Source organism: Pseudomonas sp. A25(2017), assembly GCF_002001065.1.
GTDB lineage: Bacteria > Pseudomonadota > Gammaproteobacteria > Pseudomonadales > Pseudomonadaceae > Aquipseudomonas > Aquipseudomonas kilonensis.
In genome coordinates, this window is record NZ_MUOA01000080.1 from 21955 (window position 1) to 35743 (window position 13789).

The 13789-nt window shown below is 62.0% G+C and carries 10 protein-coding genes; 8 read left to right on the plus strand and 2 right to left on the minus strand.

Features of this window, described 5'->3' with window-relative positions; translation table 11 throughout:
* The first annotated feature begins 93 nt into the window (after positions 1 to 93).
* A complete protein-coding gene (gene rarD, locus B0E42_RS21335) occupies positions 94 to 981 on the plus strand; it encodes an EamA family transporter RarD (protein WP_018607406.1) in 888 nt (295 codons plus the stop codon).
* A 217-nt stretch (positions 982 to 1198) separates the two neighbouring features.
* Here the strand turns inward: rarD and B0E42_RS21340 are convergent, their stop codons facing one another.
* The gene (locus B0E42_RS21340; RefSeq protein ID WP_077507261.1) at positions 1199 to 1717 is read right to left on the minus strand and encodes a glycine cleavage system protein R; all 519 of its coding nucleotides are present in this window, start codon (positions 1715 to 1717) and stop codon (positions 1199 to 1201) included.
* Positions 1718 to 2254: 537 nt separating this feature from the next.
* Here B0E42_RS21340 and B0E42_RS21345 point away from each other — a divergent pair.
* A complete protein-coding gene (locus B0E42_RS21345) occupies positions 2255 to 4432 on the plus strand; it encodes a malate synthase G (protein ID WP_077507263.1) in 2178 nt (725 codons plus the stop codon).
* Positions 4433 to 4640: 208 nt separating this feature from the next.
* Here B0E42_RS21345 and B0E42_RS21350 read toward each other — a convergent pair whose 3' ends face one another.
* Positions 4641 to 5087 (minus strand): response regulator, encoded by a 447-nt coding sequence (locus B0E42_RS21350; RefSeq protein ID WP_077507265.1) that lies wholly within the window; start codon positions 5085 to 5087, stop codon positions 4641 to 4643.
* Positions 5088 to 5339: 252 nt separating this feature from the next.
* On the opposite strand from B0E42_RS21350, the gene B0E42_RS21355 reads away from it, so the two are divergent.
* The 6 genes from B0E42_RS21355 (at position 5340) to B0E42_RS21380 (ending at position 13707) form a co-directional block, all read left to right on the plus strand.
* Positions 5340 to 7280, plus strand: a complete 1941-nt coding sequence (locus B0E42_RS21355) for a putative nucleotidyltransferase substrate binding domain-containing protein (RefSeq protein WP_033062651.1) — start codon at positions 5340 to 5342, stop codon at positions 7278 to 7280.
* Positions 7277 to 7984 carry a PolC-type DNA polymerase III gene (locus B0E42_RS21360; protein WP_077507266.1) on the plus strand — a complete coding sequence of 236 codons (708 nt, stop codon included), beginning with the start codon at positions 7277 to 7279 and terminating at the stop codon, positions 7982 to 7984. The genes B0E42_RS21355 and B0E42_RS21360 overlap by 4 nt, the downstream gene beginning before the upstream one ends.
* Before the next feature lie 243 nt (positions 7985 to 8227).
* Positions 8228 to 8746 carry an RNA polymerase sigma factor gene (locus tag B0E42_RS21365; protein WP_018607416.1) on the plus strand — a complete coding sequence of 173 codons (519 nt, stop codon included), beginning with the start codon at positions 8228 to 8230 and terminating at the stop codon, positions 8744 to 8746.
* A complete protein-coding gene (locus B0E42_RS21370) occupies positions 8743 to 9717 on the plus strand; it encodes a FecR domain-containing protein (protein ID WP_077507268.1) in 975 nt (324 codons plus the stop codon). Before B0E42_RS21365 ends, B0E42_RS21370 begins: the two co-directional genes overlap by 4 nt.
* Positions 9718 to 9970: 253 nt before the next feature.
* A complete protein-coding gene (locus B0E42_RS21375) occupies positions 9971 to 12409 on the plus strand; it encodes a TonB-dependent siderophore receptor (RefSeq protein WP_077507269.1) in 2439 nt (812 codons plus the stop codon).
* A 167-nt stretch (positions 12410 to 12576) separates the two neighbouring features.
* Positions 12577 to 13707, plus strand: coding sequence for a PepSY domain-containing protein (locus B0E42_RS21380; RefSeq protein ID WP_053182576.1), 1131 nt, complete (start codon positions 12577 to 12579; stop codon positions 13705 to 13707).
* Positions 13708 to 13789: the final 82 nt, after the last annotated feature.

Below are 13789 nucleotides of genomic sequence, written 5' to 3' on the forward strand. Positions count from 1 at the left end.
GGGTCTGCGGTGATTGTGCACAAGGTTCACAGCACAACCAGACAAATCTCCTTACAATCACTCCTTTGTTAGCTGCCTAAGCAAGGATTCTGCATGCAAGCCGCCAACCCGCGTCGCGGGTACATCCTGGGCCTGAGTGCCTACATCATCTGGGGTCTGTTCCCGATCTACTTCAAGGCCATCGCCAGCGTGCCGTCGGTGGAGATCATCATCCACCGGGTACTGTGGTCGGCCTTGTTCGGCGCGGCGTTGCTGATGGTCTGGAAACACCCGGGCTGGTGGCGCGAACTGCGGGACAACCCACAGCGCCTGGCGATCCTCGCCCTGAGCGGGACGCTGATCGCAGCCAACTGGCTGACCTACGTCTGGGCGGTGAACAACGAGCGCATGCTCGAAGCCAGCCTGGGTTACTACATCAACCCGCTGGTGAACGTATTGCTGGGCATGTTGATCCTCGGCGAGCGCCTGCGCCGCATGCAATGGCTGGCGGTGGGGTTGGCGGCGGTCGGTGTGGCGCAGCAGGTCTGGCAAGTGGGCAGCCTGCCGTGGGTGTCGCTGGTGCTGGCGCTGACCTTCGGTTTCTATGGGTTGATCCGCAAGCAGGCACCGGTCAAGGCGTTGCCGGGGCTGGTGGTGGAAACCTGGATGCTGGTGCCGATCGCCATCGCCTGGTTGCTGTTCAATCCCACGGCCACCAGTGCCCAGGCGGCATTCTGGACCACCTCCGAAGCCTGGTGGCTGGTAGCGGCCGGCCCCGTGACGCTGGTGCCGTTGGTGTGTTTCAACGCCGCAACACGGCATTTGCCCTACACCACCATCGGTTTTCTCCAGTACGTCGCGCCGACGCTGGTGCTGCTGCTCGCCGTGATGCTGTTCGGTGAGCACCTGTCGTCCAGCACACTGGTGGCGTTCCTGTTTATCTGGGCCGGGCTGGCGGTGTACAGCGTCGATGCCGTGATCAGCATGCGTCGGCGCAGCTGATCAAAAAACGCACAAACCTCTACAGGCCACGTCTGGCGTGGCCTGCGCTCATCCTTCCCAAGGTTATCCACAGCGTGATCCCCGCCGTTTGTGCACAACCCCTTGAAAACTGGTGATTTTTTGATCATCGACCGCTAAGCCCCGGCGAGCCTGGGCTGGAGCCGGGTCTCTACAGGTTATCCACAGGCAGGCGCAGTTTTTCCTTGGATAACCTTCATCACGCTTCGTCGCTGAGCTTGAGCTCCACCATCAACTCATCGGCCAGGGTCTCCAGGCGTTCCTGCAACGTCTCCAGCGACAGGGTCAACGGCACCCCCAGGATCGCTTCGGCATGAAACAGCAACTCGCTGCTCATCGGCGCCGGCCGGACGTAGGTCACCAGGCGCTCGACATTGACGCCCTGCTCGCTCAACAGCCGGGTGATGTCCCGCACGATGCCGGGACGGTCGTTGCCCACCAGCTCCATGGTGATGGGTTTCCAGGTGCAAGACTCCTCAAGGGCGCTTTCAGCGATCAACACGCGGATGTCGTGAGCCGACAGCCCCTGCAAGGCTTCGATCAGTGCCTCATGGGCCTCGGCCGGGGCGCTGATTCGCAGGATCCCGGCAAACTGCCCAGCCAGGCGCGACATGCGGCTTTCCAGCCAGTTACCGCCATGCTCGGCGATGCAATCGGCAATGCGCTCGACCTGCCCGGGCTTGTCCGGGGCGAAAACAGTAATGACAAGGTGGTCCATGGCGCAGTCCTCTTGTTGGGGAAGGGACAGTATAGGCAGGTGATCGCGAGCAGACTGTGGCCTAAAGATTTATACCTTCCCCCTGTGGGAGCAAAGCTTGCTCGCGATGAAAACAACCCGGTCCTTCTGAAACCAAGGCGCCTGTATCGCGAGCAAGCTTTGCTCCCACAGGATGACACCAGAGATATCGTGTACAAACCTCAAGATTTATCTGGAACAATCTATCTATTTTTTGAGAACATCCCGTGTCCCGACGTGACCGTAACACTTTAGTCGGTCGCGGAACGACGCAATTAGTCTAATTTTCACAACCGCAATTGATCATGTAGTATGCCGCAGCGAGCACTACATAACGTTGTACCGATGTCTGCTTAAGGCGCAGTCGCATCCCTGAAAAGCCCCGTCAGCAAGGCTTAACACCCAGCCGCCAGCGATGGCATGTACTGGTTCCGGGGTTTGTGCTTTAAATGGCCCGAGGCTTCATTGTCAAAATCGAAGAGCTGAAAAGCGAAATAGCTGAGCAGAGTGAGGCAAGCAATGACTGAACACGTTCAAGTCGGTGGCCTGCAGGTCGCCAAAGTCCTGTTCGACTTCGTGAATAACGAAGCCATTCCCGGAACCGGCCTCACCGCCGACGCGTTCTGGGCCGGTGCCGACAAGGTCATCCACGACCTGGCGCCGAAGAACAAAGCCCTACTCGCCAAACGCGATGATTTCCAGGCGCGGATCGATGCCTGGCACCAGGCCCGTGCCGGCCAGGCCCACGACGCCGTGGCTTACAAAGCCTTCCTGCAAGACATTGGATACCTGCTGCCAGAAGCGGCGGATTTCCAGGCTACGACCCAAAACGTCGACGATGAAATCGCCCGCATGGCCGGCCCGCAGCTGGTGGTGCCGGTGATGAACGCCCGCTTCGCCCTCAACGCATCGAACGCCCGCTGGGGTTCGCTGTATGACGCGCTGTACGGCACCGACGCCATCAGCGAAGCCGATGGCGCGGAAAAAGGCAAAGGCTACAACAAGGTCCGCGGCGACAAGGTCATCGCCTTCGCCCGTGCCTTCCTCGACGAAGCCGCGCCCCTGGCGGCCGGCTCCCATGTCGACTCCACCGCTTACAAAATCGTCGACGGCAAACTGGTGGTCACCCTCAAGGGCGGCAGCAACAGCGGCCTGCGTGACGATGCCCAGTTGATCGGCTTCCAGGGCGATGCCTCGGCACCGACCACCGTGCTGTTGAAACACAACGGCCTGCACTTCGAAATCCAGATCGATGCCAGCACCCCGGTCGGCCAGACCGACGCCGCCGGCGTCAAAGACATCCTGATGGAAGCCGCGCTGACCACCATCATGGACTGCGAAGACTCGGTCGCCGCCGTCGATGCCGATGACAAAGTGGTGATCTACCGCAACTGGCTCGGCCTGATGAAAGGCGACCTGGCTGAAGAGGTCGCCAAAGGCGGCCAGACGTTCACCCGCACCATGAACCCCGACCGTGTCTACACCGCCGTCGACGGTTCGAGCGTGACCCTGCACGGCCGCTCGCTGTTGTTCGTGCGTAACGTCGGCCACCTGATGACCATCGACGCGATCCTGGACAAGCACGGCAACGAAGTGCCGGAAGGCATCCTCGACGGCCTGATCACCAGCCTGGCAGCGATCCACAGCCTCAACGGCAACACCAGCCGTCGCAACAGCCGCACCGGCTCGGTGTACATCGTCAAGCCGAAGATGCACGGCCCGGAAGAAGCCGCGTTCACCAACGAGCTGTTCGGTCGCGTCGAGGACGTGCTGAACCTGCCGCGCAACACCCTCAAGGTCGGGATCATGGACGAGGAGCGCCGTACCACGGTCAACCTCAAGGCCTGCATCAAGGCCGCCAGCGAGCGCGTGGTGTTCATCAACACCGGCTTCCTCGACCGTACCGGCGATGAAATCCACACCTCCATGGAAGCCGGCCCGATGGTGCGCAAGGCCGACATGAAAGCCGAGAAGTGGATCGGCGCGTATGAGAACTGGAACGTCGACATCGGCTTGAGCACCGGCCTGCAAGGTCGCGCACAAATCGGCAAGGGCATGTGGGCCATGCCGGACCTGATGGCGGCGATGCTCGAACAGAAAATCGCTCATCCGCTGGCCGGCGCCAACACCGCCTGGGTTCCCTCGCCGACCGCCGCGGCCCTGCACGCGCTGCATTACCACAAGGTCGACGTGTTCGCCCGCCAGGCCGAGCTGGCCAAGCGCGCCCGCGCATCGGTGGACGACATCCTGACCATCCCGCTGGCCGTCAACCCGAACTGGACACCGGAGCAGATCAAGAACGAACTGGACAACAATGCCCAGGGCATCCTTGGTTACGTGGTGCGCTGGATCGACCAGGGCGTGGGCTGCTCCAAGGTGCCGGACATCAACGACATCGGCCTGATGGAAGACCGTGCGACGCTGCGTATCTCCAGCCAGCACATCGCCAACTGGCTGCGCCATGGCATCGTCACCCAAGACCAGGTGATGGAAAGCCTCAAGCGCATGGCGCCGGTGGTCGACCGCCAGAACGCCAGCGACCCGCTGTACCGTCCGCTGGCACCGGACTTCGACCGCAACATCGCCTTCCAGGCGGCGGTCGAGTTGGTGATCGAAGGCACGAAGCAGCCCAACGGCTACACCGAGCCGGTGCTGCACCGTCGTCGTCGTGAGTTCAAGGCCGCCAATGGGTTGTGATTGAGCGGTAGACGCGGCACAAAAAAAGCCCTGATCGAAAGATCAGGGCTTTTTCATTGCAAAATCACCAAGCATCTGGCTGATGCTTGAGTCATTGCGGCAAGGGGATTTATCTGTGGGAGCAAGGCTTGCCCGCGATGAGGGCCGCGCGGTCCTTGGTGAACCGAGGCGCCTGCATCGCGGGCAAGCCTTGCTCCCACAGACAATCTTAGAGATCCATCCCCAACTCATGCTTGACCAACCCCAGCAGCTTGTCGGTATCGATCGGCTTGAGCAAAAAGTCCACCACGCTCAGGTGCATGGCTTCGATGGCGTCCTTCACGTCGGCATCGCCCGACACGATGATGATCGGCAGCGCCGCCCGCGGAGACTCGCGCACCAGGCGGATCAGCTCCAGGCCATCGACATTGCCCATGCGCAGGTCGGTGATCAACAGGCCAATCGATGGCTTGTTTTCCAGCATCTTGAGTGCCGTTTCACCACTGGCGGCGGTCATGCAGTGAATCCCGTCCAACGCCAGGATCTCCGACAGCAGCTCACGAGCGTCCTTGTCGTCATCGACGATCAAGACGCGCTGCGGCGGCAAGTCAGGTTCCAGCATGACGGCACTCAGCGCCTCGCGCTCGGCGTCACTCAAAATATCGTGGTCGGACATGGTGCTCTCTACGTTCTTTAAATCGATCCCCTGGCACAGTGGTCAGACATCGTTCTGCGGCGCTTCAATGTGCACTTCGTCGGATTTTTTTCCAAGAACATTCAATGAAGATTTTTCCGACGCCTTGCGTAGGATTTTTCCGTAAGCCCTCCCCTGTGCAGCGACCTAGACTTACGTCCAATGGGCACCCCGCGCTGAGGGGCCGACCATGGGAGAACGGATCGATCACAACAATTCAAAAAAGACTGCGTAATGGTTATGAAAAAAGCGGACGCCTTCACCCAGGCAGGGAAAACCGCGGTGTTGCAAAACATCCAGGGGACGCTGCAGTTTCTCCAGCGTTTCCCACCGTTCAACCAGATGGAAAACGCCCACCTGGCCTATCTGGTGGAGCAATGCCTGCTGCGTTTTTATGCGCCGGGCGAAACCATCATCAAACCAGCCGACGGCCCGGTGGAGCACTTTTACATCGTCAAGCAAGGCAGGGTGATAGGCGAACGTCCGCATTCGGCCAAGGGTGGCACCGAAACCACCTTCGAAATCACCACCGGCGAATGTTTCCCCCTCGCCGCGCTACTGGGCGAACGAGCCACGCGCACCGAGCACCGGGCCGGCGAAGACACGTTCTGCCTCCAACTGAACAAACAGGCCTTCATCAAGCTGTTCGCCCTGTCCGGCCCGTTTCGCGACTTCGCCCTGCGTGGGGTCAGCAGCTTGCTCGACCAGGTCAATCAGCAGGTCCAGCAGAAGTCCGCGCAAACCCTGGGCACCCAGTACTCCCTCAACACCCGGCTGGGCGAACTGGCGATGCGCCATCCGGTGAGTTGCAGCCCGGACACGCCGCTGCGCGAAGCCGTGAAGCTGATGCACGAACAGCAGGTCGGCAGTATCGTGGTGGTGAATGAGCAGAAAGTCCCGGTGGGAATTTTCACCTTGCGCGACCTGCGGCACGTGGTGGCCGATGGGGACGGGGATTTTTCCCAGGCCATCGTCGGACACATGACCCAGGCACCGTTTTTTCTCTCGCCGGACCACAGCGCCTTCGACGCGGCCATCGCCATGACCGAACGGCACATCGCCCATGTCTGCCTGGTCAAGGACCATCGCCTGTGTGGCGTGGTGTCGGAGCGCGATCTGTTTTCCCTGCAACGGGTCGACCTGGTGCACCTGGCCCGGACCATTCGCAACGCGCCAAAGGTGGAGAATCTGGTGGCCCTGCGCGGTGAAATTGGCCAACTGGTGGAGCGCATGCTGGCCCACGGCGCGTCGTCGACCCAGATTACCCACATCATCACCCTGCTCAACGACCACACCGTGAGCCGGGTCATCGAACTGACCCTGGCCGACAAGGGCGACCCGGGGGTGCCGTTCAGTTGGTTGTGTTTCGGCAGTGAAGGCCGGCGCGAGCAAACCCTGCACACCGACCAGGACAACGGCATTTTGTTCGAGGCCCGGGACGCCGCCCACGCCGCGCAGATCCGTGGTCTGCTGCTGCCCATCGCCCAACAGATCAACCAGAGCCTGGCCTTGTGCGGCTTCACCTTGTGCAAGGGCAACATCATGGCCGGCAACCCCGAGCTGTGTTTGTCCCGTGCCGAATGGGCCCGGCGCTTCGCGGCATTCATTCGCGAAGCGACCCCGGAAAACCTGCTGGGCTCGAGCATCTATTTCGACCTGCGGGTGGTCTGGGGCGATGAGCAAGGCTGCGAGCAGCTGCGCCGGCAGATCCTCGACCAAGTGGCCGACAACCGTTTGTTCCAGCGCATGATGGCCGACAACGCGCTGCGTCATCGCCCACCCGTGGGACGTTTCAGGGACTTCGTGCTCAGCCGCAAGAATGGCGAAAAGGCGACCTTGGACTTGAAAGTGCAGGGCCTGACGCCCTTCGTCGACGGCGCCCGTCTGCTGGCGCTGGCCAACGGCATCGAAGTCAACAATACCTTGGAACGCTTGCGGCAATTGGTCGTCAAGGAAGTGATCGAACCGCTCGATGGCGCCGCCTATGAAGAGGCCTATCACTTCATCCAGCAGACCCGCATGCAGCAGCACCAACTGCAAACCCGCGAGAACCTGCCCTACTCCAACCGCGTCGACCCCGACAGCCTCAACCATCTGGACCGACGCATCCTGCGCGAATCCCTGCGCCAGGCCCAACGCCTGCAAAGCAGCCTGACCGTGAGATATCAGCTGTGAGCATTTTTTCCTGGTTGCGCCCAGCCCAACCCATGTTGCCCGAAGAAATACAAAGGCGCCTGGAACGACTGCCGACGGCTTCAGCCTTGGGTGAATGCGACCTGCGGGAACAACGCTGGGTCGTGCTGGACCTGGAAACCACCGGGTTGAACCTGAACAAGGACCAGGTGCTGTCCATCGGCGCGGTGGTCATCGAAGACGGCGCCATCGACTTCAGCCAGCAGTTCGAACGCACCCTGCAATGCGATAAGCAGAAACTCGGGCCGAGTGTGTTGATCCATGGCCTGGCACCCAGCGCCATCGCCGCCGGCAGCGACCCGGCCGAGGCGCTGCTGGCGTTCATGGAGTTCGTCGGCGACAGTCCGCTGCTGGCTTTTCACGCGCAGTTCGATTCGCACATGCTCGGGCGCGCCTTGAAAGACTACCTGGGCTATCGCCTGCAGCATTCATTCCTCGACGTGGCGGACCTGGCCCCGATGCTTTGCCCGCAAGCCCATCTGCGCAAGTCAGGCCTGGACGAGTGGATCGACTGGTTCAAGCTGCAAGTCTTCGACCGCCACAACGCCAGCGCCGACGCCCTGGCCACGGCAGAACTGGCGCTGATCCTGTTCAGCCGCGCCCGCCAGCAACAGATCCACAGCCCACTTGACCTGCAACAGCGCCTGAGCCACTGGAAACGGCGGCAGCAGGCGCCTTCGCTCTAAACCCTCTGCTCCGCGGGTGGTTCACCTGTGGGAGCAAGGCTTGCCCGCGATGGCATCGCCTGGTTTGACAGCCAAACCGAGTCGCCTGCATCGCGGGCAAGCCTTGCTCCCACAGACCTACTTGGGCCCACAGACTTATTTGGGCCCACAGATCGGGTCCCGACCAGCGCCAATTGCTTTCCCGCCTACGCCTCTGCCACAATCGCGAACAATTCTCGTTACTTAAAACGTCGGTGATGCTAGGTGTCGTCAGTCCCCACCCCCCACAGTGATTTGGTTGGTGCGTTGTACCGCGACCATCGCGCTTGGCTATTGGCCTGGCTGCGACGCAACGTGGCGTGTGCGCACCGGGCCGAGGACCTGAGCCAGGACACCTTTGTGCGCTTGCTGGGTCGCGAGGAACTGAAGGCGCCCCGCGAACCACGGGCATTTCTGGTGGCCATCGCCAAGGGCCTGCTGTTCGATTATTTCCGTCGAGCGGCATTGGAGCAGGCCTACCTCACCGAACTGATGCTGATCCCCGAGGCCGAGCAGCCCTCGGTGGAAGAACAGCAAATTATCCTCGAAGACCTCAAGGCCATCGATCGCCTGCTCGGCAAACTGTCGAGCAAGGCCCGCGCAGCCTTCCTCTATAACCGCCTCGACGGCCTCGGCCACGCCGAAATCGCCGAGCGCCTGGGGGTTTCGGTGCCGCGCGTACGGCAATACCTGGCCCAAGGCATCCGACAGTGCTACATCGCACTTTATGGTGAGCCGACATGAGCCAGGCCCATGCCAAACCGGTCTCGGCCAGCGTGCTGGATGCCGCCATTGCCTGGCAGTTGTCCCTGGACTCGAGCAGCGCCCAGGAGCGTGAAGCCTTTGCCCAATGGCATGCCGCCGACGAAGAACACGCCCGGGCCTGGCGACAGCTGGGCATGCTTGACCAGCGCTTCAGTGTGGCCACCGGACCGGCGCGCGCCGCATTGCTGCAATCGCGGCTCAGCATACGCCGGCGGATACGCAAGGTCGGCAGCGGCCTGGCCAGTGTTGTCGCGGTCATCGGCCTGACGCTGTTTGCCGGCGATCGTTACCTGCCGCTGGATTACTGGCTGGCCGATCAGCGCACCGCGACAGGCGAACAGCGCACCCTGCGCCTGACCGACGGCACGCTGATCAACCTCAACACCCACAGTGCCCTGGACGTGCGTTTCGATGACAAGCAGCGCCGCATCGTCCTGCAGGAAGGCGAGATCCTGGTGGAAACCGGTCACGACGACCCGCGTCCGTTCATCGTCGAGACCCGCGAAGGCAGCCTGCGCGCCTTGGGCACACGGTTCCTGGTCAAGCGTGAAGACGAAGGCACGCGCCTGAGCGTGTTGAAATCCGCTGTGGCGGCGCATCCCCAGGCCACGGACAAGGAACTGATCCTGCGCGAAGGCCAACAAGTGCTGATGCACCGCGACGGCCTCGGGCCGACCATTGCCCTGAACCCCGGCGCCGATGCCTGGACCCGCGGCATGCTGGTGGTGGACAACGCGCGCCTTGAAGACCTGGTCCACGAATTGGGACGTTACCGGCGCGGCTACCTGGGCGTCGAGCCACAAGTGGCAGACCTGCGCATCACCGGCAGTTTCCCGCTGCACGACACCGACCTGGCCCTGACGGCCCTGCTGCCAAGCTTGCCGGTGCAGATCGAGCATCACACGCGGTGGTGGGTGGTGGTGGGGCCAAGGGCTGAAGCCAAACCCTGACGAATGTTGCGTCAGTGATGACGTCTTCGCGAGCAGGCTCGCTCCCACAGTGGAACAGCGGCGAACACCCAACAGGGGATCACCGAAGCTCAAATGTGGGAGCGAGCCTGCTCGCGATGAGGCCATCTGCCTCACCATAAAAACCAAGCTAGCCGCAAAACGAATCTAAATTATTTTCATCCACCCCTATCACTTTTCAATTTTCATCCGGCACCCAGGCAATTGAGAAATATTTCCATTCAGGAGCCGCCGTATGTCCCGCCCGCTAGACACCCTGTTGCGCCCCAGCCTGTTGGCCATCGCCATTGCCTTTGCCGTCCCGTTGACCAGCGCCCCGCTGCTGGCCGCCGAACAGGCCACGAGCGTGCGCACCTACAACCTGCCCGCCGCGCCACTGGCCAGCACCCTGAACCAGATCGCCAGCCAGGCCGGCCTCGCCCTGAGCCTGAATCCGTCCCTGGCCTCGGGCAAGACCTCGGCCCCGGTCCAGGGCCAGTTCGACGCCACCGGCGCATTGCGCGAGGCCTTGCGCGGCACCGGCCTGCAACTGGAACAAAGCAGCGCCGGCACCTACAGCCTGGTGGCGGTGCCTGAAGGCGTCATGGCCTTGCCGGAAACCAGTGTGATCGGTGCCGGCCTCAGCGAAACCGCGTGGGGCCCGACCGAGGGCTACGTCGCCACTCGCACCGCCGCCGGAACCAAGACGGATACGCCGATTGTCGAACTGCCGCGCTCCGTCTCGGTGGTCACGCGCCAACAGATGGAAGACCGTTCGGTTCTCAACCTCAATGACGCCCTGCGCTACACCGCTGGCGTGCAGAGCAGCGGCTACGGTTCGGATTCGCGCAACGACTGGCTGTTGGTCCGTGGCTTCATACCGACCCAATTCCTCGATGGCCTGCCGCTGCCCAAGGGCAACTACATCACGCCGAAAATCGAGCCCTGGAACCTGGAGCGCATTGCCGTGCTGCGTGGCCCGGCCTCTTCGGTCTACGGCCAGACGCCCCCTGGCGGCATGCTGGACATGGTCAGCCGTCGGCCACAGGCCGAAAGCAGCAATGAAGTCGAGTTGCAGGCCGGCAGCTACGAACATAAGCAGATCAACTTCGACAGCACCGGCAAAGTCGATGACGAAGGCCAGTTCCTCTATCGGCTCAGCGGCACCGTGCGCGACAGCAACGCCCAGGTCGATCACATCCCGGACAAGCGCTACAACCTCGCGCCGAGCCTGACCTGGAACATCAACGACGACACCCGCCTAACCTTCCTGTCCCAGTACACCCGCGACGACACCGGCATCACCGGGCAATTCTTGCCGCTGCAAGGCACCAAGCTCTCCTCGCCAGCGGGCAAGGTTTCCCACCACAAAAACCTCGGCGATCCGGACTGGGAATTCTACGACCGGACCTACTACGCGCTCGGCTATGCGTTCGAACATCGCCTGAACGACACCTGGCAGTTCCGCCAGAACCTGCGCTACACCAAGAGCGACCTGGAAACCCAGGGCATCTCCGCCGGCGGGCAATTCTGGCCGGCGGGGCCTGAGGAAGCGGTGAGCGCCGATGGCACCGTCAAGCGCAGTGCCAGCGTCATTGACGAAGACATCAGCCAGTTCGCCGTGGACAACAACTTCCAGGCCGACTTCCAGACCGGCGCCCTCAGCCACACCCTGCTGCTGGGCCTGGACCACCAGCGCTCCAACAGCAATTCGCGCTGGGATTGGGGTTCGACTGGCGTGCCGACCAGCAACATCCACAACCCGATCTACGGACAGGATTTCTCCAACGTCCAGTACTTCACCATGTACGACTACAACCAGAAAACCAACCAGACCGGCCTGTACGTCCAGGACCAGATCGCCCTGGACAACTGGCGCCTGACCCTCGGCGGTCGTGAGGACTGGATTCACACCGGCACCGTGTTCCACAACCTGAACGATGCGACCAACACCCAGCGCGACAAGAAATTCAGCGGCAACGCGGCGCTGAGCTATGTCTTCGATAACGGTGTGACGCCGTACATTTCCTTCGCCCAGTCGTTCCAGGCGGCGGCAGGTTCAACCGTCAACAGCACCGAAGCGTTCAAACCCACCGAAGGCGAACAATACGAAGCGGGTATCAAGTACCAGCCACCCGGCACCAAGACCCTGCTGACCGCCGCGGTGTTCGACCTGACCCAGAAAAACAACTCCGTTACCGAAAACAACGTCACCCGCCAAGTGGGTGAAGTCCAGGTGCGTGGTCTGGAACTGGAAGCCTCGGGCGACGTGACCGACAACCTGAAACTGATCGGTTCCTACACCTACAACGACAGCGAAATCACCAAGGGCACGGCGGCGGAAAAAGGCAAGCGCATGGCCCAGGTCCCGCGTAACCAAGCCACCGCCTGGGCGGACTACACCTGGCATAACGGCCCGCTGGATGGCTTCGGTGTCGGCGCCGGTGTGCGTTATGTCGGCGACACCTACGGCAACACCACCAACACCGACTGGGGCCATGTCGGGTCCTACACCGTGTACGACGCCTCGGCCCATTACGACCTGGGCCGTTTGAACAAGACCCTCAAGGGGGTCACGGTGGCGGTGGACGCGAAGAACCTCTTCAACAAGGACTATCTGTCCACTTGCGACGGCTTCTACTGCTACTACGGCGACCAACGCAACGTCGTCGCCAGCGTGAATTACAAATGGTAAACGGTTAGCATTTGCATGCCCACTTTAGCGGGCACTATGTGGGAGCAAGGCTTGCCCGCGATGGAGGCGACTCGGTTTCAGAAAGACCGCATCGCCTGTTTCGCGGGCAAGCCTTGCTCCCACAGATACCCCTCGCCACAAGGTGCCCTTTTGCATCCGGATCGCTCATGAAAAGCAAAACCATCCGCCGCTGGTCCTTCGTCCACACCTGGACCAGCCTGATCTGCACGGTGTTCCTGCTGATGCTGGCGATCACCGGGCTGCCATTGATCTTCCACCATGAAATTGAACACCTGCTGGGCGACGCCCCGCAGCTTCGGGAAATGCCCGCCGACACGCCGCCGCTGGACCTGCAACAACTGGTGGAAAAAGCCAAGGCTCACCGTCCAGGCGAAGTGGTCCAGTATTTTGGCTGGGACGATGACGAGCCCAACGGCGTCATCACCATCATGGCGCCTACACCGGGCACCGAACCCAATGCCTCCCACACCTTCATGCTCGATGGGCGTACCGGCGAGGCCCTGGAAATGCCCTCGGCCAATGGCGGTTTCATGATGGTCATGCTGCGCCTGCACGTGGACCTGTTCGCCGGGCTGCCGGGCAAGTTGCTGCTGGCGTTCATGGGCCTGCTGTTCGTGATTGCCATCGTCTCCGGGGTGGTCCTGTACCTGCCGTTCATGCGTCGCTTGAAGTTCGCCACGGTACGCCAGGACAAATCCACGCGCCTGCGCTGGCTCGACCTGCATAACCTGATCGGCGTGGTCACACTGGTCTGGGCGCTGACCGTGGGCGTCACTGGCGTGATCGCCGCCTGCGCCGACCTGATCATCGCCGCGTGGCGCAACGACAGCCTCAGCGCCATGGTCGAACCCTACCGCAACGCCCCGCCGCTGACCCAACTGGCGCCGGCCACCCGGCTGCTGGACATCGCCAAGGACGTCGCGCCGGGCATGGAGCCGAGTTTCATCGCCTTCCCCGGCACGCTGTTCTCCAGCGAGCACCACTACAGCGTCTTCATGAAGGGTGACACCCACCTGACCTCGCACCTGCTCACGCCGGTGCTGATCGATGCCACCACCCTGGACGTCACCGCCGTCGCCGAACGGCCGTGGTACATGGACGTCATGAGCCTGTCCCTGCCGTTGCACTTCGGCGACTACGGTGGCCGGCCAATGCAGATCTTCTGGGCGACCCTCGATGTACTGACCATCATCGTCCTCGGCAGCGGCGTCTACCTGTGGCTGGTGCGGCGTAAAGCGGCCAAGCGGGCAACCGTTGGCACGGAGGTCGCCTCGTGAGGCCTCGGCAGTCGAGTTTCTGGAAGGTGTTTGGTCTTCCCCTGATGATTGGTGCGCTCAGTGCGGCAGGGCTGTTCAGCGC